Genomic DNA, 24,818 nt, shown 5'->3' with positions numbered 1-24,818 from the left:
AATAACATGTAAGCGATATACAATTAAAATAAGGCAATCGATATTATATCAATTGCCTTATTTTCATAGATAGTTCTTTTATTTCTCGTTTCGCACAGCTTCAAAAGTAATCATTTGATTTGCATTTGACGGTTCTTTTTCATAATCATATTCGGCAGAGCAAGTAATGTTAGAGAAACCTATACTTTCTAAAAGGAGTTTAAACTCTACTATTCCATACCAGCGCAGCGCAAAACGTTGTAACTCTGTTTGTACTAGCTGTCCTTTACTCCACTTTTCATATTTCAAATATGATACAGTAACTTGGTTCAGCCAATCTATTTCAATTGATTTATTTTCTAATGTGATTCCGTCTCCGCTCGGCAAAGAAAAAGTCGATGTATGAATTTCCCCAGTCTTCCAGTCATGCGGAAGCATAATATCTACGATTAATCGTCCGCATGGATTAAGATGTTCATAAAAACATTTCAATGCGTTTATAGAATCCACACGATTTTCAATTAAACAAAAAGATCCAGTAGGAATGATAATTGCCTCATATTTATACGGAAGTGAAAATTGTTGCAAGCTTCCTTCATATAAATTAGGATGTAAGCCTCTCTCTTTACACCGCTTACGGCAAGAATCAAGCATTTCAGGTGAATAATCTATCCCATCAACTTTAAAACCAGCTTCAAGAAACGGAATAATGACACGTCCCGATCCTACTGCAGCTTCGAGAATTCTTCCCTTACAATTTTTTAAACGTTCTTTGTAATACTCAATATCACCATTTAAAGAATAACCGACTGGTTTTGTGTAATCATACAGTTCCGTACAAAGTGTACTATAAAAACTAAACATTTATTTTCTCCTCCGTTTTTACGTACGGAAGATTTCAATTAAACTAATCTTCTCGTACCTCTAATTTTAATGCGCTTTCGAAAGAGCTGACTGTCATAATATATCACTCACTTTCCATAGAATATAATGATATTGTATTACATAACCTTCCAATCCGAAATATAAAATTAAAAATTCAGACTATAAAATAAAAAGCTTACTTTAGTAAGCTCTTTGTAAAAAATATTTATTTCACAATCGGCAATGTCACTTCACTTAATTTCACTGTAAGTTTCGTGCCCGCTTTCGGTCTAATTGTATAATCATAGTCGCTAGCAATTAAAACAACCCCTATTTGATGTCCAGCTTTAAAGACATAATCATCTGGCTGCATGTCCCATGTAAATGTATAATCTTTGCCCGGTTGAATCACTGTTGAATTTTCTATACTCTTTAAGTTTTGTGGATCCATCCAGCCTCGTGTTACGATTTCCGGCTTCGTTCCTCCATAGTCAACAAGTAATGCTGTTAAATTTGATACAGATCGATCAATATTTCCTGTAATTGAAATCTTTGGTGTACCACTTATGCGTGTATCTTTTTGAAGTACAGGCATTGTATATACTAATCGATTGGCTACTTCTAATTCTGGGTTTGCTACTAATTGATTTGATTTCATTTGTGCATCATCTAAGAATGAGAAAACTTTATTAGCCGATCCCATACTTAGTGGCAAATTGACTGATTTATTACTTAGATACATACGGATTTTTGAAGGTACAGCCGCTGGATCTGGCCAATTTTTTATCTTTTGCCACGATTTATTTTCTCTTTGCACATCAACCATTGGTTCATCCATAATTCCATTTTCAATTCCATACAACCAATAATCTAACCATTTATTTTGTGTTTGCTGCCAGTTATTACTTGATGTCCCACCATGACCACCTTGGTGTAGCCACATTTTACGAGGAACATTATTTTCTCCGAGTGCATCCCACCATTGCGCGAACTGCTTCGTCTTAACATTCCAATCATTTAAACCATGAACAACAAATACGCTTGCTTTTACATTTTTAGCATCTTTTACATAATTGCGTTTATCCCAAAAATCATTATAATTACCAGTTTTCCGGTCCTGACCAGCTGTTAACTCTTTTATTACTTGCCCGCAAACCTCAGGATTTTCTCTTGTTAGTACTGCTTCTGCCATATTATCTGTATCTTCTCCTTGATATCCACCTGGCGCAATGACTGCACCATTTGCACGATAATAATCATACCAACTACTAATTGCTGCGATTGGAATAATTGTTTTTAAACCTTCAACTCCAGTAGTCGCAACAGCATTTGGTAATGTACCATTATAAGAAACTCCAGTCATACCTACATTTCCTGTAGACCAATTTGCCTGAACTTCCTCACCCTGTTCTGTAAATGCTTTCGCGCGACCGTTTACCCAATCAATAACAGACTTTGTACCGAGTATTTCTTGTTCATCTCCAGTTGTAGGGCATCCATCTGATTTTCCAGTACCGATACTTTCGCCTAGAATAACTGCATAACCTCTTGGCACGTAATAGTTCCCATACGAACCAAGATTAACCGCTCCATACGGTTTTCCTTCATACGCATACAATTCTTCATCTACATTATATACAGGAACATCTTTTAATCCAGATCGATATGGACTCATTTCATAAATAACAGGAACCTTCACATTCGGATCTGTCTTTGGACGCATAACTTTTATCGATACTCTGTCTTTCTTACCGTCGCGATCACTATCAACTTCTGTCTCTACATATAAATTTTCGATAATGGCTTCATCGAGAGAATAAATCGGTTTTGTCATCCCATTTTCTAATTCAATTTTCGTATTTTTAGTCTCTTCCTTCTTCTCTGCATGCACATCCATAGTAAAGCTAGGTATAATTGTTGCAGATAGCATTGCTGACAGTGTAATTGCCATTTTCTTTTTACTCAAAATGTTCCCTCCCCTTATTCGTTCTCTTTTACTATATAACAAAATAACTGAAAATTCAGTTTTATTTTTATATAAAAGTTGAGAAACTCAAAGATTTCTTGTTAAGTAAAATTCAATACAGGTGTGAAAGTATTTTCCCACTCCCAGCTTCTATATAAAGTGAGCCCTCACCAATCGGGCGTTTACGGGCAGCGGGGCCCCCACCTAACTTCTTTGCTTCCGCTGAATTTTGAGGTGGGGTCTTACTGCCCGGCAAATAGCGGGATAAATAGAGAAAAAGACAACCAATATTTCTATCGATTGCCTTACATTCCATTTATTATTTTTCCAACTCTTTAAAGGTATCTTTCAAGTCTTTATCAGATACCTTTATATCTGCATTTTTAAGCAGATCTCTAGTAACTTGTTGATGGAATTGAGGATCTTGTATACGTTGCTGTTCTAATTCTTTACGAATATTCTCTTTCTCTTCCTCATACGGTTTAAGCTCTTTTTTATCCGTTAACTTAATAATATGATATCCGAAAGAAGATTTAACAGGTTCACTCAATTGACCAACTTCTAACTTATATGCAGCATCCTCAAATTCTTTCACCATCATACCAGGTCCAAATTCAGATAGTTCTCCACCTTTTTCTTTAGAACCTGGATCCTCTGAATATTGTTTAGCCAATGCCGCGAAATCTTCGCCACTATTTAATTTTTCTTTAATTTCTTTTGCTGTCTTTTCATCTTTCACTAAAATATGGCTAACTTGAAGCTTTGGCTTATAGTGATCTTTAATATCTTTTTCCGTTACGGTTGCTTTAATAGCTTTTTCAAAAGCGAAAGTAAGCTTTAATTTCTCTTTCAACTGATCTTCATTTTTCACACCATTAGATTCCATATATGTACTAAAATTATCGCCCATCTTGTCTTTTAATTCTTTCAGTTGTTTCGTTACCTCTTCATCCGTAACTTTATATTTATCATTTAATACTTTCTCTACTACCATTTCAGATAAATTCTGTTTACCGTAGTTTTCTTTTAATTTTTTGTTAAAATCACTTTCTGAAATGCTTCCTGATTTTGTAGTTACAATATTATCTGATGAACCACATGCAGATAAAGATAACGTCATCCCCATTAAAATGCTACCAATTACTAATTTCTTTCTTTTCAAATCCGAATACCTCACTTCATTAAATTCAAATGTAACTATGTAAATATAACGTTTCCCTGTGAACTTCACGTGAATTTAATGAAAGTAGAACATTTGCTAATTCTCCATTTAATACATCTATTCTGAAAATTAAGGTGATTCATCCTGTATCGCTAACCTCTAAAGCTGCAAAAAGGACTAATATTTTCATTAATCCTTTTTCACATTTATATAAAATTGAATTTCTCCATCTATAGAGGAAACTCCATATTCAAAACCATGTCTTTCTAAAATACTTTTCACTATCGCTAGTCCTAATCCTGTACCTGATTTTTCTTTACTACGAGAAGATTCTAGTACGTAAAAAGGCTCCCAAATTTTATCGATATCTTTAATTTTTTCCGTATGAATGCCATTTTTTATTTGAAAATATATACTTTTATTTCTATCTTCTAAAGTAATTATTATGTTTTGATTTGCTGAATATTTTATTGCATTAGAAATTAAATTTTGAAACACCATTCTCATTTTATTTAAATCTGCATAAACGATTGTATCGCTCGTATTACAGTTTACTTGCAAGTTAATTTCTTTCGAATCCAGTTCTATCTGATGCTTATCTAATATACTCTGGACCAGTGATTCAATGGGGAATTCTTCTTTTTGTAAAATATCTCTTTCTAGTTTAGAAAATCGTAATAGTTCTTCAATTAAATTTGATATTTGATCTGTTTGTTTAATAATTGTATCTACGTAAGTCCCATCATCTAATCCATCTTTAATCCCCATAGAGTATGCTTTTACTAATGCGATCGGTGTCTTTAATTCATGCGTCACATCACCCATAAATCGTTTTAAATGTTCATTACGATCAGTTAAGTCTTGATGTGCTTCATGTAGTTTTTCACTCATGATATTAATACTATTGGCCAACTCTCCTATTTCATCATTCGTTTTCACTTTCGTTCTTTTAAACTGCAAATGTGAAATATCCTGAGCCACATCACTTAGCTCCTTCAGTGGCGTCGTTATTATTTTTGAAAGTATCCACACAAGTAAAATAATAAGAAGGAGCGAGAAACATACGATGTATAAGTAAAATGTATTTAACGTATTTATAATTTCATTTGAATTCGCAATGGAAGTCCCAATTAAAATTATCGTATCATCCTTCGCAATATATTTAGCAAAAAAACTCGCTTTTACCTTTCCTTGATCGTACAGTTTATTCGATTGTCCTTCCGTCTTCACTTTCATAACTTCGTCTTTCGTAATCCAAAGCTTATTTAAAGTTACTTTCTTTTTCGTAAGTTGCATGCGTAACGCTTCGTTCATAGCATCTTCTGACTGATTAATTGGCGTATACGCAATTGTAACGTTATTTTCACTTTCAATTGTATGAATAACATCCTCTATATTTTCCACTGTTGTATTTTGTATTTGTGTTGTAAATTTATTTAAGTTTTCACGTGTTTTATAAATATTATAGTTCGGTAAGAGATTGTTAATGAATAATAATGAAATCATAAAGATGAGAATAACAGTTGCAGAAATACTGAAAAATAACTTTTTCCCAAGTTTATTCACTTTGTTCCTCCAAACTATAGCCCAGCCCGCGATGCGTCTTAATAATATTTTCTCCAATTTTTTTACGCAGCCTTCTTACATGTGTATCAACCGTTCTCTCTTCTCCAAAATAGTCAAATCCCCATACAATATCTAGCAATTTTTTACGAGTTAAAATCGTTCCTTTATGATTTAAAAAGCATTTTATTAATTCGAGCTCTGTTTTTGTAATTTCTAACTCTATATCATTTTTATATACTTTATTTTTGGCGAAATTTATCTTTACATCTTGTACTTGAATAATATCATCATGCTGAATAAGTTTTTTCGCTCGCGTAATTAGTACTCCTGGATGAAATGGTTTTTTCACGTACTCATCTGCCCCGCTTTGAAGTGCTGCTAATTCATCTTCACTTTCACTTTTCGCCGTAAGCATTAATACTTTTACGCTTGAATTCTTTTTTATTTCCTGACAGACAGTAATACCACTATGTTTCGGCATCATCCAATCCAAAATAGCTAAATCAATTTTTTCATCATAAAATATTTGAAGTGCTTCCTCTCCGTCTTTTGCTAATAAAACTTCGAAGCCTTCTTTTTCAAAATAAGCTTTTAAAATTCTTAACATATCTTGTTCGTCATCTGCAATTAAAACTTTCATATTTTTTCCTCCATTGCTTTTAAACAAAAACCAATTGTATCATACAACATCTTTGTTACATGAATGTGACAGAAAAATATTTAAAGCTTTTGAGGGGATAGTAATGGTGAGGTGTTGTATTATGATAAAAAAAATCGGGGTCATTTCTCTTCTTTTATTTCTATTATCAACAAATGCATTCGCAAATACAAATCAACAAATTGAAGTGTTTGATTGTCAAAAAGAAATGGTCATTCAAAAACAATCTTTAGATCCAATAGTCCAAAAAGAAGCAGTTCAATACGCTAAAGCAATTACTGGTCCATTTAAAAACTTAAATGTCGTTCCAAAAGATGGCTATATGATAAAAATCCCATTATCTAAGCCGGTTTCTATTACTAATCAATGGTTACACACTACAATAGACGAAGTACTTATACTGCTCCCACTAAATGAAAAGCCTTATATTATGCTTTATGATGATGAAAATAATCCGCATTTTTATTATGTAAAAGGTAAACCAGGATTATTATTGAAACAAATGAACGTTAAAACGTAATTGACTGAAAAGGAGTCACCTTATAAGCTAAATTTTAAAAGCTAAGGTGCTCTTTTTTATAATAACAATTTAGTAAATGAAATTATAAAAGTTGTTTTTTAATATAAGGGTCGCAACTTCATATATATCTCAGCGATTTTTAAGATATATCGATTTACCAACAAAAACCCTGTTCGTAGCTATTCTTTGGATAGAACTCTCTATAATAGTTTGTAGTGACTCGATCCCTTATATAATCCCCCTTTTACAAATCCATTTGCAGTATAAAACACATCCCCTTGCTTTGTGTCAGCATATAATACAATCACTTCAAAATACTTTTCCGCATGACATAATAGTTGGTTTAATAATAAGTTCCCTAACCCTATACGCCGAAAATCCTTTGAAATATAAAATCTCCTTAACCGCCCAATCTTATTGTCTTTTGTGTAAGGATCCTCATTTAAACCTCCAACTCCAATTAACATATCACCTCGGAAAACACCATATAAACATTCTCCAGTTTTATTGAATACATTTATTTTGTTTTTATATTCATTTATTAGCCTTATAAGGAAATTAAAACCTTCTTCTTCACTGTCTTGAACGAGATGACTGAATTCATATTCCATTAAATTTTCTATTTGTTGAATATGTATATCTTTCAAGTCCATTCCCCCTAAGTATGAAAATACATAAAAACGCTCGAGAATCATTTATTCTGAGCATTTTTATGGTTGTTAACTTATTTAATTCATAGCGTGCGTATTCTTCACTTCAGATAATATCCCCTTCAACTCCATTAAATCATCTATTACTACATCAGCCTGAGCAAGTTCATCTTCTTGCGCAAAATCAAAATTACACCCAATTGCAAGTAAACCGTTGTCTTTCGCTGCATTTATATCAGATAGCCGGTCACCAACTACCGCTGCCTCTTTTATATCATATTTATTCATAATACTTTTAACTAAGTCACCTTTATTTAGCGATTGTATTTGTTCAATACTAAACGTTTCAGTCACCCACTTGTCTAAAGCATAATAAGTTACGATTGCTCGTAAATATTCTTTCAAACCATTACTAGCAATGTAAATTGAACAATTATTTTCTTTTATATATGTAAATATTTCTTTTACATTTGGATATAAAGCGCCTATTCCACTTTTTATGTTTTCAATAAGTCTATCTAAAAAATACGCATCTGTTTGTTCTCTTACTTCAATAGAATGGTCCGGTAATAAAGCTTCCCAAACTTGCGGTAACGGCACACCCATAATTTCTCTATATTTATCAATTGGTGTTACTGTATCCCATAATTGTAGTGATCTTAAGTGATCAAAAGTATCATCTAATGATAATTCTAAAATTTTATCTGTTTGAAATAACGTTCCGTCCATATCAAAAATTAATGCTTGTAACATCTCATTCTCTCCTTTTGAACTATAGTACAGTTTTACTCTTTATATTTTTAAGCATCTCAATAATAATTTCTGAGCAATAATTCGCAGCAGTTTTCGCGAAGTCATCATAAGAAATTTGAGCTTCATCATCTGCGCTGTCAGAAATACATCTTATAATGAGAAACGGTATATCATTTATGTAGGCAACATGTCCAATTGCTGCCCCTTCCATTTCTGTACAATGAGGTGCGTATTGGTCTATTAATTTCGCCTTTAACTTTGAATCTTCAACAAAACATTCACCGCTGACAATTCTTCCTTCATGAACTGCAATCTGTAAACTACTACTAATACAAGCTTTACGTGCTAACTCTACCAATTCCTTACTTGCTATAAATTCCTCTTGGAACGGAAATAAATTTTTCATTTGAGTTTTACTTACATCATGATGAGTAACGTTAGTTGAAATAACTATATCGCCGACTTTTACATCTGAATGTAATCCGCCAGCAACGCCCGTATTAATAATAGAGTCTACCTCAAATTTATGAATTAATGTTTGCGCGCATGCAGCTGCATTTACTTTCCCTACACCAGAACGTGTAATAATTACTTCTATTCCCATGAATTCTCCAATATAAAAAGGCATTCCCGCTATTGTCTGTTCCTCTTGTATAACTAGTTTTTCTAAAAGTAAATCTATTTCAATTTGCATTGCTCCAATAATGCCGATTCTGTTCATGTATGTAGTCTCCTCTTTATTTATAAGTCGGCCAATATATTATGTAATACACCATAATTTTCAGCTATCCAATTCATTTCATCTGCAAAGCGTGAAGGTGGTACACTATGCTGATCCATATTGGCATGAATCCACCAAGTACTTTCCATGTACCAAAGGATTTGAATTGCCCGAACAATATTCCCTACTGGAAAGTCTACTTCATTGCGGTAACCTTCTAAAAATGATGCAACAAGACTCTTATTTAATACTCCGTCACTTAATGCACACGATATAACTACACGGCCAATATCTAACTCTACATAATCGTAATCCATGCGATCAAAATCAAGAATCGCTGATACTTTATCATTAAGAAACAAGAAATTATCTACCCATAAATCACGGTGCACCCATCCACATTTGCTATTATGAAATTGATCTACACTTACCAATTGTGTTGCCTCTTGTTGTAATTTTATATAAGGGAGAATGTGCTCTTTTCCTAGATTCTCTACTTCTCTCCTTTTATCTTCCCAATGTTTCAATCTTGCCTCTTTAGTAGGTGGAACAAATTTAGGATTTTCTCCTTTTATTAAAGAGCCATCATTTAACAAGTTATGCATATAACCTATCGTCTGACCAAGAGAGTGAATTTCCTTTTGATTCACTTTTCCTGGTGAAACTAAGCTACCTTCCTTATGTTCTAATACTATAAATCTTTCATCACTTTTTGATATATGCATTACATTATTTTTATAAATTAATACCTTTGGACAACTTACACCATTATTATGTAATCTTTGCTGTTGTTGTAATGCTTGTATTAAAAGGTCCGAGTTATACATTTTGTACCGTTCTTGATTATATTGCTTTAATACAAAATCCCCTGCATCCGTTTCGAGTTTCCACTTCAAATTTAGCCAACCACGATGAATAGGTATTGCATTTCGAATTTTAAATTCAAATAAAGTTTCGCATTCTACTTTCAACTCTTGAAAAATGATTGTAGCTTTTTCATTAGATAACGGCTCTATCATCTTACTTGTCCTTTCTTAACTTGGCATTCCTTTCACTCTCTCTAACATAACCGACAATAAAAATTTCGGAAGTACAAGTTGTCTCTTTAACCTTTTTGGCTGTGAGAGTAACCTATACAGCCATTCAGTTCCAGTATCCCTCATTATTTTCGGCGCTCTTTTTACAGTACCAGATATTATATCAATCATGCCTCCGATACCAATAGATAGCGGAACGTTTAATGTTTGTATGTTTTCATAGATGAACTCTTCTTGTTTTGGTGAACCTAGTCCTACGAGTAGTAAATGCGGCTTGAATTGCTTAATTTTTATTTTTATTTTTTCTATTTCTTCACCATTTACAAATCCATGCTGTCCTTTAAACTGTGCTCCTGGGAACTGCTCATTTAATTTTTCTAATGCCTTTTTATTACTTTCTGGAGCGGCTCCAAAAAGAAAGACACGATATTCATTGTCGTTACAATATTTTATTAAATCACGAGTTAAATCCGCCCCAGTAACACGTTCTTTCAAAGTTCCTTTTAATATTTCCGAGCCAATTATGACACCAATCCCGTCCGCTGTTATTAAATCCGCAGATAGTAACATCTTTTTAAAGCGCTTTGCTTTTTCCGTATTTTCCCTTGCAGACATAACAATTTCAGGATTTGCAGTTACTACAAACCTTGGTTTCTCTTGCTGCTCATGTAGCCAACCTTTTAATAAACTTATAGCTTTTGCATATTCTAAAGTTGAAAAAGGTATACCTTTTATAAACTGCTGATCCACTATACTCTCTCCTTAAATAAGCTGCAAATATTCATCAATGTCTTTAGAAATTTGAATAAAAGCCTTATTCCAAAATTCATAATTCCTTATATCTATTTCAAAATATTTTTTCATAAGCTCCTCTACTGGAGCCTTTCCTGTTTCTCGTAAAAACTCTTTATATTTCGGATGAAAAGTACTTTTACTTTCTTGAGCTATTTCTAATAAACTAAAACTTACTAAATATCCAAATGTGTATGGATAATTGTAAAAAGGAACATCTGCTATATAAAATTGAATATATTTCATCCATACAAACGGCTGGTATTCACTTAAAGCATTTCCATATGCTTCTTTTTGTGCCATTATAGATAATTTCTCAATTTTATCAGCACTTAATAGACCCTCTTTACATTTTTCATAAAATGTTTTTTCAAACTGATACGATGCTCGTATTGCCATTACATAATTAAAACTATTTCTTATTTTCCAGCTAAGCAATGTCTTTTTCATATCTTTACTATCCGTTGTTTCAATTAGATAATTTAAGAGTACCGTTTCAAAGAAAATAGATGCTGATTCAGCCATACTCATCGGCAAATAATCATCTAAAAAAGATGTAGATTGTTCAAAACTCATATTATAAAAATGCCAACCATGTCCTAATACATGAGCCAGCACTCTTACACTATCTATGCTCCCATCATAACGCATGGAGATTCTCGATTCTTTCTCACTGAAAAATGGAGCACAAAACCCACCTGATGGTTTATTCTCTCTCGGTTCAGCATCTATCCATCCACTTTCTATCGCATTACGTGCAAATTCTGCTAATTCTTCATCAATATTTTTACATGCATCATAAACGTTTTGTACTGATACTGAAAAAGGAATAGTAACCTCATTACTTTCCTTTACTGTCATAAGTTCATGCCATGTAATCGAAGCCTTCCCTTTCTTATACATGTTTAAAGCACTTACTAATTTATCAAGATTTTCTTCTGTCACATTCCACATTTGTAATAATACAGTTTCTGAAATGCCATTCGCATGAAAAGATTGTGTTAAAATCTCTCTATCTTCTATGTCATTACTCTTTGTATTACGCAATCTTCCTATTTGATTTAATACAGTAGCAAAGATTTCTTTTTCTTTATTTAATGCATTTGTAAGTAACTCGAATACTTCTAATCTTTCCTTTTCATTATCACTATTCATTGCAATAGTATTTGCTTGTCCAAAGGATAATAGTTTATTATTGTGCTCTATTTCTATTCTATCCCGTAATTGTATGTACATATTTTCCCACGCATTAAGTTCATCTTTTATTAACTTAGTATTATCTGAAGTTTCCACTTCATTATGTTTTATTACTTGCTGTACTTCACTTTTTAGTTCCTTCACTTTCACAGTCAATTTAGTAAGGTCAGATGAAATACTTTCTTCAACCGATTGACAGTAGAAATAGTATTCCGCTTTTTCAATAGCTTGTATAAGCTTTGAAAGAACCTCTACATCTTTTGTTACAAAATATTGCTCTTTCAACTCCAAAATCGGAAATAGAATATCCTCATTCAAATACAATCGATTTAAATCCCATCTAGAAATTTCTTGCATTTTTATAGCCGCCTCCTATTTTTACAAATAGTTACAGATATTTCTCCCTACACAATTATATATGAAATGACAAAATTTCGATATCATTAAATATTCAGATTTCTATAAATACATTCGTATTTATACTCTTTTCTTCTACCATTAAGTATCATTCCACATATAAAAAATACTCCCTCTACAAGAGGGCATTTGATATAGGAAAACTTCAAAGATTTTATCTTCATCAATACCATATCGACCGATTATCACAGATTAAAAAATAAAAAAGGATTGATCAAAAGATCAATCCTTTACTCTACTTCATTTAAGAAAAATAACGTTATAACGCCAGGACCTGTATGTGCTCCGATTGCTGCACCAATTGTATTTACGATAAATACTTCACAGCCAAATCTTTCCGTAATTAATGATTTTAATGCTTCAGCTGTTTCTAAGTCGTCGCCATGAGTCATAGCAATTGTTTGACCTTTAAGGTCTTTTCCGCGCTCTTCCATAATATCTACAATTCGGCCAAGTACTTTCTTTTTCCCTCGTACCTTTTCAAGTGGTACAAGTTTTCCTTCTTCCACGTTTAAGATCGGCTTAATGTTTAGTAAACCACCGATAAAACCAGCTACTTTACTTAAACGTCCACCTCTAACAAGGTACTGTAAGTCAGCTACAGTAAAGATGTGCTCCATATGGTTCATTAGAAAAGCGACACGGTTTAAAATATCTTCTTTTGATGCGCCGTCTTTTGCCATTTTAGCAGCTTCTAAAACGACAAGACCTTGACCAAGCGAAGCACATTTCGTATCAATAATTTCTAAATCTAAATCTGCATATGTTTCTTTTACTTCCTCTTTAATGACAACTGATGATTGATATGTACCAGATAGTTCAGATGAAAAAGCTAAATATATACAAGGATTACCTTCTTTTGCATAAGAAACAAATTTTTCTTGGAAAGTTTCAAGTGAAGGCAATGACGTTCTATAAACAGCGCCTTCTCTCATTTTTTGCAATAATGTAACTGACTCTAATGTTACTCCATCTAAATACTCTGTTTCTGCTTCATCATATACACGGAGTGGAATTAAATCAATATCATATGCTTGCAGCAATTCTACTGGTAAATCCGCCGCACTATCCGTAATGATTTTAACACCCATTTTTAAACCTCTATTCTGTTATAAATATAAAATAATAAAATAAAAATAGTACTTTTAAATTATATACGTAAAACTTAAATGAAGAAAGGAAAACACTTTATATTGTATGCACTATTCTTCAAAACTTGAACTATTAATGAAAATTATGCGATTCCAACTACTTTTTTCCTAAAATTATTTTCTATATAATGAAAATAGCGCAAGTTGGCCAAAGGAGGATGCACATGAGTATTCAACTAGCTACATCTAATGATTTAGAATGGATTAATAATCAATATGAATCGATAGGATTTGTAAGAAGTGATTTAAAGAGAGATAAAGTTGCAATTATTACATATAACAACGAGTATGCAGGTGTTGGACGATTAGTCCAAATAGATGCAGATACTTTAGAAATGGGCGGAATTTTTATTCTGCCTCAATTTAGAGGGCTACAATTAGCTGGTGAGCTTGTTTCATTTTTAGTAGAAACTGCGAGAAAATCACAAATACAAGATGTATATTGTCTTCCTTTTGAGGAATTAGAAAACTTTTATAAGAAATATGGCTATACTGAAGTCGATACTACGAAAGAAGCAGTCCATCCAATTATTCTAAAAAAATATAATTGGTGTTTGGAGAACTACGAAAAACACGTTCTACTATTTAAATTGTAAATGTAATAAAGTGAAACTTTAATCAGTGGGGGTTTTACTGCCCTTTAATGCGGAATAAAAAAGTATATTCTCAATCGTTTTTCTATCAGTACTCCTAATCGGAGCCTAAGGATTAATCAAAGATATTTTATCTCTCCTTTTATAAATGGCTGATTAAAACTTAATGTTCCGTCAATACTATAGGTAACATGATTGTATTTCTCCATTCTCCCTTGGAGAGGAGCAGTTAGCTTTTGCTAGCTGCTCTTTTATTTTTTCAAAAAGTTACATAAATATCTTTAATTCCAAACATTCAAAAGATAAAATGTGATAAGATTGTTATGAAGATATTTACCAACTAATAAATGCGCCCTAGACTTATGTACTAGGGTGCATTTATTTTTTAGTATGTAATTCCTTCACTCATCTATTATCCACAAAATAAGTATCATACGCTTTATCAAAAACATATCCTAACTTTTCTGCCAGGTTAGCAGATGTAGTATTCGCTGCGTCCCAGTTTGGATACTTTCCATTTTCTAAGCAATCCAATATAAGAGCTGCACTAACTACAGTTGCCAAACCTTTTCTTCTATGATTGTGATCAGTCGCTACTTCAATTTCAATTCCATCATTATAAATACTATACGAGGATGCACCGCATACAACTTCTCCGTTATATAAAATGCTATAACCTATACCACGGTTTATATAATCTTCTACCGACTGAAATTGACTTGTAAAATCTTCGGAGATCTTATGTAATGTAGGGCTATTTGCGATATGCTCATCTATTCTTTTTAACTCATATCCTTTTGGAAGTATTGATATAAAAGACTGTAATTTTGAACGATTAAAACCTTCTGAATTTCGTTTGAACTTATAGCGTAAAAACTTATCTATTTTTCTTTCATGGAATGTTTCTAAGCGTTGTTTCCACTCTTCACTATTTACGATAACTAAAATTCTTTCAGGAATATTACGTAATAACTCTTCTATTTCTTGCACATTTGGGTCTCCAGCGTAAAATGTGAAAATTCCTACCGTAACTTGTGCTACTGTTGGATTTTCAAGATCATTTACCCAAGCAGTACCCATATGCCCTTGTAAATAAGAAAGTAAAACAACGTTATTGAAATCATTAAACATAGAAACTAGTTTTTTTCTTGTATCCATATCCGCTTCATATATCATTTACATTCCCGCCTTCTATAAAATCAATCTTATTCTAAATCTTTAAGAATCAACTTATATAATTTTTCAATCGACCATTTACCATATAAGCAAACACCTATCAAACTAAATTTTTATATAATTATAAATTATTCGCAAATATAAAATTATTATAACATCTAATAAAAAAAGAGTACCTCACTTTTTTGACTTCAGAATATATATCTTATTATCTAAATGAAACCTATTTGTTGATAAAGTTTTAACCATATATCCAATTAAGCTGAATAAATGTAAGATTAATTTATAAATAAGCTTTTTAAGGGGGATTATAAAATGTCTGATTTCTATTCTCGTCTTTCAAAAAGTGATGCCGCTGTTCTTTTAGTGGATCATCAAACTGGTCTTATCTCCAGCCTTGTGCGTGACTACGGTGTTGATGAGTTCAAGAACAATGTTTTAGCGCTTGCTAATACCGCTAATTTTTTTGATTTACCAGTTATTTTAACAACTAGCTTCGAAGACGGTCCTAATGGTCCACTTATGCAAGAATTAATTGAATTATTTCCCAATGCGTCTAAAATAGCGCGCCCTGGACAAATTAATGCATGGGACAATGAAGAGTTTGTCAAAGCTATTGAGGCAACTGGTAAAAAACAATTAATTATCGCAGGAGTAGTTACTGATGTTTGTGTTGCTTTCCCAGCGTTATCAGCTGTAAAGGCAGGTTATGAAGTGTTTGTTGTAACCGATGCATCCGGAACTTTTAGTAAACAAGTTGCTGATGCTGCCCTAATGCGCATGGCCCACGGAGGAGTCCAATTAATGAACTGGTTTAGCGTGGCAGCAGAATTACAGCGTGACTGGCGAAATGATATTGAAGGCTTTGGAAATTTACTTGCTAAACATCTCCCAAGTTACCAAAATATCATCGGAAGCTATAGGACAGCTCAAAAAGAATTTAGTAAATAATTCAATTCTTGATCAAACATTATATCAGTTTTGGAAAACTTTATAAAAACAATAAAGACTTCTAAGAGCTAATTACATAATTAAAAAAGGGCTGCTTAAATAGCCCTTTTCTTATTTGTTTTACCTATATTATCTGTTACGCCCTTACTATATTTAGATTACTTAAATAGTATTTCCCTAGCTTTACTGAAATAATTTATTGTAATAAACAGTTCTGTAATAGGAAATTACTCTTACCTATTAATAATTAACTTTTAACACTCCTATTAACAAAGCACTTACTTTAATACTACAATCCACCTCATATATGTAAAAACCCTCAATATAATGTAAGAGGGTTAATCAATAGATATGTTATAACTCATTTTTATAAATAAAAGATTCCGTCGCGCCGTTCTTATATACTTTAGTCAATTTAACAACCGATTTGTACGTGTTATCGTCATCCTTTATCATTTTTTTCAGATCTTCTATTTCGGCATTACCAGTTCCACTATCTATTTTTAAACAGTTCGAAATGGAAAGGTATCCACTTGATGCCAATATAAAAATAAAAATTGCATCAGGAAAATTAATAAATAACAATCCGTAGTTTAAAGGATCTCCAGCTGGATGCGATAAAAGCAATCGAAAACCTAACAGTTCAGGCACTTGAACGAAATCCCTAGAAACAATCGCCTCGCCTACTATAGTAATTTGCTTTACTACATTCCCAAGTTCATCTGTAAATTCAGTACATCTAGGTGGATTAATTGTTGTTGCTTGGAAAGACACATTTAATTCCGGATTATTAAAATCGAAAAAGATTCTACTCCCCTCCGTTAAACATTGCGGGCAAACATTTCCTAGCAGGCTAAAGTCCTCTTCAATATATTTAACTTTCGATTTGCAACTACAAACTTTTCCTATTCGGATTGCATCAATTTTTGAGCAATCTACAAAAATAACCTCACTGTCTTCTTGTACGAATGATACAATCCCTTTCATCGCATTAAATGAAAGAAAATAGGATACAACGATTTCGTTTCCTGCTATTACAATACTTTCAACTTTAGTATACGGTTCTAGACTTTGTAAAAATTCACATATACTATTTTGGCAACATCCACAATCACGTTTCGGCTCACAATCCACTTACACTCCATCCCTTCTCTATATAGAATAACTAATACATATATATGAAAGGAAAACAAAAAAGCTTGGACAATATAACTTTAACGTAGGAATATCGTTACCTATTCATAATATTAGTAAGGTAATTACACCAATAATGAGTAAGAACACATAATTTTTACTATAAATACATATAACAATTTCATCTTTCATGAAAAAAACGTTATAATGAAGTGTAGCCTCTACGATTACGTTATAAAGGAGATTAAAACAATGGCTAAAATTAAAGTATACCAAGTAAAAGAAGAAAATATGGAAGTAGTAAAAAACATCATTGATGTTGAGGAACAAAACCCAACTGCTGAAAACTTACAAAATCTATACGCATGTGTATTAGAAACTGAAGATATGGCATTGCCTGAATCATACATTGAAGAAGATATCTTAATCGATTCTATGGAAGTTATGGTTAACGCTTCTCAAAGCAAAGTAAGAGACTTAGGTGCATACGATGTAATCGAAGTTCAAAACAAAGGTAAGAAAACACAAATTTTATTACTTGCAGACGAAGAATACGAAATTATCGAAGGCTAATCTAACACCATACATACGAAAAAGCTCCTTTCCAATTGGAAAGGAGCTTTTTCATTACGCTTTTGATGTTTCGCTCTTTTTATTTTTTTGTTGTTTCTTAATTACCATGCGCTCATTTCCCATAAAGAAAATGAATATGAATGCTAATCCAGCTGGTACCAATGCCCACATGAATGTTTGAACAATTGAACTAGAAAGAGCGTCAATAATCTTATCTAATATTTGCGGAGGTATTTGAGATCTTGCCGATTCTGATAAAATGGCTCTTGAATCCCCTAATTTTGTATTCATTCCCCCGCTCATACCTTTAAACGCTTCTTCTAATTGATCTTGGAAACCTGTTCTTTGGATCATTCCGAAGATTGTAATACCAAGTGTCATACCTAATGAACGAATGAAATTACTCGTCGAAGTCGCAGACCCGCGCTGTTCCATACCGAAGTTGTGAATAGCTGCCATACTTAGTACAGAGAATGAGAAACCGACTCCAAATCCGATAATAATCATATAAACTGTTAATAATGCACGACTTGTTTCTGGCGTTAACGTGCTTAATAAGAATAATCCAATTAGCATAATAACCGCAGAAATAATCATGATGTTTCGGTAGCTAAGTTTAGTTGTTAAAAATCCGCCTAACTGCGCCGTTACGACTGATCCTAACATCATCGGTAAAAGTAATAATCCTGAGTTTGTTGCGGTACCACCGTATACACCTTGAATAAATAACGGAATGTACACAGTTGCTGACATAAACGCAGCTCCGTAACATAAAGCAATAATTGTACTCATTCCGAACAAACGTTGTCTAAACATCTCAAATGAAATGATCGGTTCTTCTACTTTACGTTCAATAAAAATGAATGCAATAATTAAAATAGCGAATCCACCAAATAAACTTAAAATAAAGTTAGAATCCCAATCATACTTTTGTCCGCCAAGTTCAAGTGCAAACATTAAAGAAACTACTGCACCAACTAAAGTAATTGCGCCAAACCAATCAATTTTTTGCTTTCTATGAACTCGTGATTCTTTATAAAAGAATGTAATAAAAATAAGTGCTAAAATGCCAAGTGGTAAGTTAATATAAAATACCCAGTGCCAGCTTATGTAATCTGTAATATACGCACCAAGTAACGGCCCAAAAATACTTGATAAACCAAATACCGCTCCGAATAACCCACCCATTTTCCCGCGCTTTTCAGGAGGGAAAATATCAAAAACGATAGTAAACGCGATCGGCACTAATGCCCCGCCGCCAATACCTTGAATCGCACGATAAATACCTAACTGTGTAATATTTTCAGCAGTACCACAAAGTGCCGAACCAATCATAAAGACGATTAAACCAAAAATAAAAAATCTCTTTCTACCATACATATCTGATAGTTTACCGAATATCGGCATACCTGCCATTTCTGCGACCATATAGGCAGAAACGACCCATACAAAGTTTTCAAGGCCTCCTAAGTCACCAACAATTGTGCCCATCGCTGTTACGACAATGGTATTATCCATTGATGCCATTAAAATACCTAGCAATAAGCCCGCCACAACAAAGCCGAGCTTATTATTCTTCTCAACCATAACCTTGCTCTCCCTCGTACTACTTATATTTGTTTATGTTCTTTTACAACTGCATTACCTTTTTGGTTAAAACTAGTATGATATTCTACAACACTAATTTCACATCCTGGACCAATGGTAACGTTGTTTCCTCTTACTACTTCAGCAATCGTATGCTCTAAATAAATCTCATCTCCTTCAATGATAGACGTTTGGAGGCTTCCAGCATGATTTGTAAATGGAATAAATCTCGCTTTTTTACGAACGGTAATCTTCTTACCGCCAATTTCTCTTACTTTGCTACCTTCATAACGAAGTGAAATTTCAATATTTTCAGCATTAAGTAATCCATCACTTTCAAGGCCACCAGTCAGTGATAGTTCTTCAACTTCAATATCTCCTTTTACATTTAAAGCGCCTTTCACATCTACGAAATCACCAGTTAATTTCCCCTTAACTTCTATCATACCTCTTACTTTTATTTTTTCAATATGAGCATCACTATGCATTTGTGTATTTCCGTATACTTTTACATATTCCGCATCTACATTTCCTTGTACTTCACTATCTCCATACACGACATAACTTTTCACTTTCATATTACCGCACACTTCACTCGTGCCGTACGTTTTAAATTCATTACAGCTCATGTCATTAGAAATCGTTCCTTCACCGCGAATCTTCACTTTATTATAATCTCCGCCTGCTGAACTACCAGAACCATTAACAGTAAGACTATGTTGATGTTCCATATCATTTTCTCCCTTCCATTAAATCTGCTTAATTTCTTTTACATTTGCGCTTTTATCAACAGTAAGAACACCCGTATATTCGATCAGTTCAATCTCACAGTTCGGTCCTACCGTAACATTATTTCCTCTTACCGTTCTTATGTGAGCATAATCAATATCGATATTGTCACCTTCTAATAGTTCAGCCTCTAATTGCATACCAAATACTGATTTAAACAGCCTACTAAAAGTACTTAGTCTATGTTTTACTTTAATCGTTTGACCACCAATTTCTTTCGCTCGACATGTACCGTGAATATTAATATTTATTTCATCAGCGCTTAGTAATCCACCAATTGTAAATTGTCCTTCTGAAGAAAACGTATCCACTTCACAATTACCATCAATTGTCGCTTGACCATTGACTTTAAATTCTTCACCAGTAACATTTCCACCTACCGTACCTTTTCCTGCAATTTTCAAACTGTTTGCCTTCACATCTTGCGTAATTGTTGCTTTTCCATCAATTCGCATCGTTTCAGCATGAACTGTACCGTCGATTTTACCTGATCCACTAATTCTTGCATTGCTACTTTTCAAATTTCCAGTAACGGCACCGTAACCGTTACATTCAAATTGGTCACATTCAACATTTCCATTCACAGTACCTTTTCCGTTTAATTGCACTTTATGAAACTCGCCACCATTCGATGAACCGTAACCATTTATAATCAAATTATCTGTACGCATACTTTCTCCTCCACTACAACAATTTCGTTTTTAATGCTTCGGTATATTTCATAATCGCTTCGCGTAAAACGATTTTAGTGCCTTTTTCAAAAATTAAATCTTCCACGTTTGAAACTAATAAACATGTAGAAATCCCTAACTTTCGTACAATGATTAAATCACAAGTTTTATGTTTAATTGCTTCATAATTTTCACGTAAAACTTGCAAGACCATTTTTCCTTCTTCTAAACTAATATCTCCCGATTGTAATAATTCTTCTAACATGTACACATAAAGAATATCTACAAATTGAAACTCTGCTGTTTTATTCGTTTGTTCTATGAAAAATTGTAAAACTGGTTCTGATGCAATCTCCTTACGTAAAATGTCTTCCTTTGTTAAAAGAATTTCTCTCACACTCGGTGAAAACATATTCGCTAGTTCATCAAGTGATAAATCCTCTTTCATCGTTTGGATTTTATCAATACGCTCTAATATCTTTTCTTTCGGAAAAAATGTCTCTTGACCCGTGAATGTTGACTTTCGTACAAACCAATCTTCCGGTATTAAATTTTTTCTTTTCCACCTATATAACTGTCCGTATGAAATGCCAGTTAGTTCTAATAAATCTTTTTTTGAAATCAAATCTGTACTCAACTGTATAACACTCCTTCCTGATAACAATGTAACATAACACTGTTACGCTGTAAATAGACTTTTATCACAAGTAGCGTAACAATGTGTAAAACAAACCTATTCCCACATACAAAAAAGACTCTTACACATCTTATGAAAATGCGCAAAAGCCCTTATATATCAAGATTTAAACCAAATATTATAAAAATCAATCCAACCTTGTGAATTAATCATTATATTTTGGACTTTTTCATGTGTACTTACCTCTTGTTTATTACGATACAAAGGAATAATATGAATTTGACGTAACAAAGTATCCTCAATATCGCGTAACAATGTAACTCTTTTCTCTAATTCTTCTTGTTTAAAATAAATAGACAACTTTTCATAAAAGTCCATGTTGCTTTGTCCATGAATAAAACTATTTTTTGTAAGAAACATATATAATAGACTATCTTCTATTCGTTCGCTTATTGTGGCACTATCATGCATCATATCAGCCTTTTGTATCGTACTTACTTCCAATAGCTCTTCTATATCAAGAAAATTATTTTCTACACGAATCCCGTACTTCGCACACTCTTTTTGTATCCATTGTGCATCTTCAACATGATCTCGTCCTGTAAATGTGTAGAGCTGTAGCACTTCATTATGATAAGTACTCCTTTTAATTAAACTTTCTACATCTTCCTCAATCTCTACAATGCTTTCACCTGCTAATATTAGTTTCTTTGCCACTTCTCCACGTTCTCCGCCGAGTTCTTGAACGATTGTATAACCATGAATGATTTTATATAACGCTTTCCGAAATAACTCATCTTGCATTGGTCCTTCTTTCGTAAGATTACATGTTATATATGTCACGTTCGACTCAAGCCGAGACAATTCTTTATTATGTTTTTCTTTATCTTTATACTGCGCCTTTACTAAAACATCGTATGTACTTACACCTTGTTCTACATTCCACAACTCAACACGATCTAAAAAAGGTCTTTCACGAAAATATAAAGGATGACCTTCTAAAATGAACAGATTTTCATTACTTTTATATAATTGAAAAGGCCCTGTTCCAATTAGCTCTCCTGCTTCATCTTCATTCACGATAGAACACTGTTCTGCACTTATCATATGTAAAAACATTTTATTTTCCGTATGTAATTGAATTTCGACAACATAGTCATCCACTGAACGGATACTTTCAACGTGTTGTAACATCCATGCGTGTGCATTATTTTCCAGCTTCATAAATCGATTCAATGAGTATATAACATCATGTGCAGTAAGTTGTTTTCCATTCTGAAAGTGAACTCCTTTTCGTAAATAAAACGTCCATATTTTTTCAGCGTCATTATATTCCCAGTGAAATGCCAGTCTTGGCTCTATAATGTTTGTATTACCGTCTACATACACGAGTGTGTCGAATATATGTTTTACCATATGACATTCTGAACGCATTGTAGCGTATACAGGATCTAATGTGATATCTAAATTCATTTGTACTTGCAACCGGAGTACATCTCTTCTCCCTTCAGATGTCATTTCAATCTTATGACCAAATATTGAATCCACCCAGCAGTGATATTCTCCCTTTACTGACGGAAAATGTGAGCTATAGCGTTCCACAAATATGCTTCCGCTTTTCACATCCCCTTTTTTCGTTATTTCTTTTCCTCTATCTAAAATTAAAGATATCGGGTGCTTTTGAAATATTAACTTAGAACGATTTCCCCTGCCGCGACCTGGAAACCACTTGATCCAATTTAACTCATCTAATTTTTTTATAATTAATTTACTATTACGCTCTGTACAAAATAATGTTTCAGATATATTTTGCACTGTTACTTCCAATCGTTCTCCCTCTTTTTTCCCTTTTCCATAAGCAATCCATAGTTCAATGTATTGATCTAAAATAAACATCATAATCCCCCTAAAAGGTGAAAAATACTCCCTATTGTTTCTACCCTTTTTCCAATTCTTCTTTCATCTTATCATTTCAATATAGAAAGGAGGAATTAATATTGAATTATCTCTTACTTCGTTACAATAAACCTATTTTTATTAGACTGTGTGGTGAATTATTAACCCGAACGACTGAATCTATGCTAGCTATCATTATGATTATTTACGTTAATAAAATGTTAAACGGCAATGTAATAATAACTATGCTGATTTTCGGATTACAGCCACTTTCAGACATTTTATTTACACTTATTGCTGGAGGGATTACTGATAAATATGGTCGAAAAAAGATTATGTTACTCGGCTTATTGCTACAAAGTGTTGCAATCGGTAGTTTCGTTTTCGCTCAATCCGTTTTTATATTTGCACTGTTATATGTCATTAATGGCATTGGCCGTTCCTTATATATTCCGGCTCAACGTGCACAAATTGCTGATTTAACAAAAAAAGAGCAGCAAGCAGAAATTTTTGCTCTTCTACAAACGATGGGAGCAATTGGATCTGTAATCGGCCCTTTAATCGGTGCAAGTTTTTATAATACTCACCCAGAATATTTATTTATCGTGCAAAGCGTAACCCTTACGATATATGCCGTTGTTGTTTGGACACAGCTCCCAGAAACCGTTCCACCTATAAGTAAGTCAAAACAAACAGTTGAGGCAAGTTCACCAAAGCAATTTGTTTTTAAACATTACGCCATATTCGGTCTTATGGTTTCTACACTTCCTATTAGCTTTTTTTATGCACAAACTGAGACGAATTATCGTATTTTCGCAGAACATGTATTTCCTAATCTCGTATTCATACTCGCATTTATTTCAACATGCAAAGCCATTTTGGAAATCATTCTACAAATCTTCCTCGTAAAATGGTCTGAACGATTTTCTATGGCGAAAATCATCCTTATTTCTTATACCTGCTTTACAATAGCTGCAGTTGGCTTTAGTTATTCAACGACGATATTGTCGTTATTCTTCACCTTACTCTTTTTAGTCATTGGAGAAAGTATTGCTCTAAACCATTTATTACGATTCGTTTCAGAAATTGCACCTCCTGATAAACGTGGGTTATATTTTTCAATTTACGGTATACATTGGGATATATCTCGAACGTGTGGACCAGTTATTGGTGCAGTTTTATTAAGTAAACTAAGTGGTAGTATGCTTTTTTATATTTGCGCTTGCTTCTTATTAGTTGGGGGCATCGTTCAAGCACTGTTTGTTCAACATTTGGAACGTAAAAAAATCGTGAACCATCCTACACATAATTTATAGGTTACTACTTTTTCAGTAGGTCAACATTCCTTATTGGATGCATGCAAAAAAACAAAAGTGAA

24 protein-coding genes are annotated in these 24,818 nt (G+C 33.1%); 5 read left to right on the top strand and 19 right to left on the bottom strand.

What is annotated here, in order from left to right; translation table 11 throughout:
* Window positions 1-78: 78 nt before the first annotated feature.
* From ACODS7_RS07315 to ACODS7_RS07295, 5 genes are all read right to left on the bottom strand, one after another.
* Window positions 79-843 (bottom strand): class I SAM-dependent methyltransferase, encoded by a 765-nt coding sequence (locus ACODS7_RS07315; protein ID WP_029442570.1) that lies wholly within the window; start codon window positions 841-843, stop codon window positions 79-81.
* Window positions 844-1,069: 226 nt separating this feature from the next.
* The gene (locus tag ACODS7_RS07310; RefSeq protein ID WP_029442571.1) at window positions 1,070-2,809 is read right to left on the bottom strand and encodes a Xaa-Pro dipeptidyl-peptidase; all 1,740 of its coding nucleotides are present in this window, start codon (window positions 2,807-2,809) and stop codon (window positions 1,070-1,072) included.
* A 319-nt stretch (window positions 2,810-3,128) separates the two neighbouring features.
* Window positions 3,129-3,971: a peptidylprolyl isomerase PrsA gene (locus ACODS7_RS07305; protein ID WP_029442573.1), complete on the bottom strand. Its 843-nt coding sequence runs from the start codon at window positions 3,969-3,971 to the stop codon at window positions 3,129-3,131.
* Window positions 3,972-4,160: 189 nt separating this feature from the next.
* The gene (locus ACODS7_RS07300; protein WP_029442574.1) at window positions 4,161-5,537 is read right to left on the bottom strand and encodes a sensor histidine kinase; all 1,377 of its coding nucleotides are present in this window, start codon (window positions 5,535-5,537) and stop codon (window positions 4,161-4,163) included.
* Entirely contained in the window at window positions 5,530-6,177 is a 648-nt protein-coding gene (locus ACODS7_RS07295; RefSeq protein ID WP_000865979.1) for a response regulator transcription factor, read from the bottom strand. Before ACODS7_RS07295 ends, ACODS7_RS07300 begins: the two co-directional genes overlap by 8 nt.
* Window positions 6,178-6,298: 121 nt before the next feature.
* Between ACODS7_RS07295 and ACODS7_RS07290 the strand changes: the two genes are divergently transcribed.
* Window positions 6,299-6,715, top strand: a complete 417-nt coding sequence (locus ACODS7_RS07290; RefSeq protein ID WP_000591761.1) for a hypothetical protein — start codon at window positions 6,299-6,301, stop codon at window positions 6,713-6,715.
* Window positions 6,716-6,915: 200 nt separating this feature from the next.
* Here ACODS7_RS07290 and ACODS7_RS07285 read toward each other — a convergent pair whose 3' ends face one another.
* The 7 genes from ACODS7_RS07285 to ACODS7_RS07255 form a co-directional block, all read right to left on the bottom strand.
* On the bottom strand, window positions 6,916-7,410 hold the full coding sequence (locus tag ACODS7_RS07285; RefSeq protein WP_140163767.1) for a GNAT family N-acetyltransferase: 495 nt from the start codon (window positions 7,408-7,410) through the stop codon (window positions 6,916-6,918).
* Window positions 7,411-7,443: 33 nt separating this feature from the next.
* Window positions 7,444-8,118, bottom strand: a complete 675-nt coding sequence (locus ACODS7_RS07280) for an HAD hydrolase-like protein (RefSeq protein ID WP_016081243.1) — start codon at window positions 8,116-8,118, stop codon at window positions 7,444-7,446.
* Window positions 8,119-8,137: 19 nt separating this feature from the next.
* A complete protein-coding gene (locus ACODS7_RS07275) occupies window positions 8,138-8,839 on the bottom strand; it encodes a 5'-methylthioadenosine/adenosylhomocysteine nucleosidase (RefSeq protein ID WP_029442578.1) in 702 nt (233 codons plus the stop codon).
* Between the two features lie 20 nt (window positions 8,840-8,859).
* Window positions 8,860-9,858, bottom strand: a complete 999-nt coding sequence (locus tag ACODS7_RS07270; RefSeq protein ID WP_050843971.1) for a phosphotransferase — start codon at window positions 9,856-9,858, stop codon at window positions 8,860-8,862.
* A gap of 15 nt (window positions 9,859-9,873) precedes the next feature.
* Window positions 9,874-10,626 carry a WecB/TagA/CpsF family glycosyltransferase gene (locus ACODS7_RS07265; RefSeq protein ID WP_088114747.1) on the bottom strand — a complete coding sequence of 251 codons (753 nt, stop codon included), beginning with the start codon at window positions 10,624-10,626 and terminating at the stop codon, window positions 9,874-9,876.
* A 12-nt stretch (window positions 10,627-10,638) separates the two neighbouring features.
* On the bottom strand, window positions 10,639-12,222 hold the full coding sequence (locus tag ACODS7_RS07260) for a M3 family metallopeptidase (RefSeq protein ID WP_243168314.1): 1,584 nt from the start codon (window positions 12,220-12,222) through the stop codon (window positions 10,639-10,641).
* Window positions 12,223-12,512: 290 nt separating this feature from the next.
* Window positions 12,513-13,373 (bottom strand): DegV family protein, encoded by an 861-nt coding sequence (locus ACODS7_RS07255; protein WP_016081238.1) that lies wholly within the window; start codon window positions 13,371-13,373, stop codon window positions 12,513-12,515.
* Between the two features lie 224 nt (window positions 13,374-13,597).
* Between ACODS7_RS07255 and ACODS7_RS07250 the strand changes: the two genes are divergently transcribed.
* Complete coding sequence (locus tag ACODS7_RS07250) at window positions 13,598-14,029, top strand: GNAT family N-acetyltransferase (RefSeq protein ID WP_029442581.1); 432 nt, start codon at window positions 13,598-13,600, stop codon at window positions 14,027-14,029.
* Window positions 14,030-14,431: 402 nt separating this feature from the next.
* On the opposite strand, the gene ACODS7_RS07245 is transcribed toward ACODS7_RS07250, so the two are convergent.
* Window positions 14,432-15,202 (bottom strand): GNAT family N-acetyltransferase, encoded by a 771-nt coding sequence (locus ACODS7_RS07245; protein WP_243168315.1) that lies wholly within the window; start codon window positions 15,200-15,202, stop codon window positions 14,432-14,434.
* 315 nt (window positions 15,203-15,517) lie between these two features.
* Here ACODS7_RS07245 and ycaC point away from each other — a divergent pair, with 315 nt between their 5' ends.
* Complete coding sequence (ycaC, locus tag ACODS7_RS07240) at window positions 15,518-16,153, top strand: isochorismate family cysteine hydrolase YcaC (protein ID WP_016081235.1); 636 nt, start codon at window positions 15,518-15,520, stop codon at window positions 16,151-16,153.
* Between the two features lie 354 nt (window positions 16,154-16,507).
* On the opposite strand, the gene ACODS7_RS07235 is transcribed toward ycaC, so the two are convergent.
* Window positions 16,508-17,287, bottom strand: coding sequence for a BC_2878 family exosporium-associated protein (locus ACODS7_RS07235; RefSeq protein WP_029442582.1), 780 nt, complete (start codon window positions 17,285-17,287; stop codon window positions 16,508-16,510).
* A gap of 252 nt (window positions 17,288-17,539) precedes the next feature.
* Here ACODS7_RS07235 and ACODS7_RS07230 point away from each other — a divergent pair, with 252 nt between their 5' ends.
* Complete coding sequence (locus tag ACODS7_RS07230) at window positions 17,540-17,860, top strand: hypothetical protein (protein WP_016081233.1); 321 nt, start codon at window positions 17,540-17,542, stop codon at window positions 17,858-17,860.
* A 54-nt stretch (window positions 17,861-17,914) separates the two neighbouring features.
* Here ACODS7_RS07230 and ACODS7_RS07225 read toward each other — a convergent pair whose 3' ends face one another.
* The 5 genes from ACODS7_RS07225 to ACODS7_RS07205 all read right to left on the bottom strand — a co-directional run bounded on the left by ACODS7_RS07225 (window position 17,915) and on the right by ACODS7_RS07205 (window position 23,440).
* Window positions 17,915-19,447, bottom strand: coding sequence for an MDR family MFS transporter (locus ACODS7_RS07225; protein ID WP_029442583.1), 1,533 nt, complete (start codon window positions 19,445-19,447; stop codon window positions 17,915-17,917).
* A gap of 23 nt (window positions 19,448-19,470) precedes the next feature.
* The gene (locus ACODS7_RS07220) at window positions 19,471-20,178 is read right to left on the bottom strand and encodes a polymer-forming cytoskeletal protein (protein ID WP_000401031.1); all 708 of its coding nucleotides are present in this window, start codon (window positions 20,176-20,178) and stop codon (window positions 19,471-19,473) included.
* 18 nt (window positions 20,179-20,196) lie between these two features.
* Window positions 20,197-20,907 (bottom strand): bactofilin family protein, encoded by a 711-nt coding sequence (locus ACODS7_RS07215; RefSeq protein ID WP_016081230.1) that lies wholly within the window; start codon window positions 20,905-20,907, stop codon window positions 20,197-20,199.
* A gap of 13 nt (window positions 20,908-20,920) precedes the next feature.
* Window positions 20,921-21,544, bottom strand: coding sequence for a YhbD family protein (locus tag ACODS7_RS07210; protein ID WP_016081229.1), 624 nt, complete (start codon window positions 21,542-21,544; stop codon window positions 20,921-20,923).
* Window positions 21,545-21,703: 159 nt separating this feature from the next.
* A complete protein-coding gene (locus ACODS7_RS07205; RefSeq protein ID WP_029442584.1) occupies window positions 21,704-23,440 on the bottom strand; it encodes an ABC transporter substrate-binding protein in 1,737 nt (578 codons plus the stop codon).
* A 101-nt stretch (window positions 23,441-23,541) separates the two neighbouring features.
* Between ACODS7_RS07205 and ACODS7_RS07200 the strand changes: the two genes are divergently transcribed.
* Window positions 23,542-24,756 carry an MDR family MFS transporter gene (locus tag ACODS7_RS07200; RefSeq protein ID WP_029442585.1) on the top strand — a complete coding sequence of 405 codons (1,215 nt, stop codon included), beginning with the start codon at window positions 23,542-23,544 and terminating at the stop codon, window positions 24,754-24,756.
* Window positions 24,757-24,818: the final 62 nt, after the last annotated feature.

It is taken from the genome of Bacillus sp. FG16 (genome assembly GCF_057809515.1).
This window is presented reverse-complemented; position numbering and strand designations above follow the sequence as displayed.

What these genes read in the sequence shown, in the direction of transcription:
- ACODS7_RS07315 (WP_029442570.1), bottom strand. Translation starts at nt 843, where the DNA reads ATGTTTAGTTTTTATAGTACACTTTGTACGGAACTGTATGATTACACA.
- ACODS7_RS07295 (WP_000865979.1), bottom strand. Translation starts at nt 6,177, where the DNA reads ATGAAAGTTTTAATTGCAGATGACGAACAAGATATGTTAAGAATTTTA.
- ACODS7_RS07290 (WP_000591761.1), top strand. Translation starts at nt 6,299, where the DNA reads ATGATAAAAAAAATCGGGGTCATTTCTCTTCTTTTATTTCTATTATCA.
- ACODS7_RS07285 (WP_140163767.1), bottom strand. Translation starts at nt 7,410, where the DNA reads ATGATTCTCGAGCGTTTTTATGTATTTTCATACTTAGGGGGAATGGAC.
- ACODS7_RS07280 (WP_016081243.1), bottom strand. Translation starts at nt 8,118, where the DNA reads ATGTTACAAGCATTAATTTTTGATATGGACGGAACGTTATTTCAAACA.
- ACODS7_RS07275 (WP_029442578.1), bottom strand. Translation starts at nt 8,839, where the DNA reads ATGAACAGAATCGGCATTATTGGAGCAATGCAAATTGAAATAGATTTA.
- ACODS7_RS07270 (WP_050843971.1), bottom strand. Translation starts at nt 9,858, where the DNA reads ATGATAGAGCCGTTATCTAATGAAAAAGCTACAATCATTTTTCAAGAG.
- ACODS7_RS07260 (WP_243168314.1), bottom strand. Translation starts at nt 12,222, where the DNA reads ATGCAAGAAATTTCTAGATGGGATTTAAATCGATTGTATTTGAATGAG.
- ACODS7_RS07255 (WP_016081238.1), bottom strand. Translation starts at nt 13,373, where the DNA reads ATGGGTGTTAAAATCATTACGGATAGTGCGGCGGATTTACCAGTAGAA.
- ACODS7_RS07250 (WP_029442581.1), top strand. Translation starts at nt 13,598, where the DNA reads ATGAGTATTCAACTAGCTACATCTAATGATTTAGAATGGATTAATAAT.
- ACODS7_RS07245 (WP_243168315.1), bottom strand. Translation starts at nt 15,202, where the DNA reads ATGATATATGAAGCGGATATGGATACAAGAAAAAAACTAGTTTCTATG.
- ycaC (WP_016081235.1), top strand. Translation starts at nt 15,518, where the DNA reads ATGTCTGATTTCTATTCTCGTCTTTCAAAAAGTGATGCCGCTGTTCTT.
- ACODS7_RS07230 (WP_016081233.1), top strand. Translation starts at nt 17,540, where the DNA reads ATGGCTAAAATTAAAGTATACCAAGTAAAAGAAGAAAATATGGAAGTA.
- ACODS7_RS07225 (WP_029442583.1), bottom strand. Translation starts at nt 19,447, where the DNA reads ATGGTTGAGAAGAATAATAAGCTCGGCTTTGTTGTGGCGGGCTTATTG.
- ACODS7_RS07220 (WP_000401031.1), bottom strand. Translation starts at nt 20,178, where the DNA reads ATGGAACATCAACATAGTCTTACTGTTAATGGTTCTGGTAGTTCAGCA.
- ACODS7_RS07215 (WP_016081230.1), bottom strand. Translation starts at nt 20,907, where the DNA reads ATGCGTACAGATAATTTGATTATAAATGGTTACGGTTCATCGAATGGT.
- ACODS7_RS07205 (WP_029442584.1), bottom strand. Translation starts at nt 23,440, where the DNA reads ATGTTTATTTTAGATCAATACATTGAACTATGGATTGCTTATGGAAAA.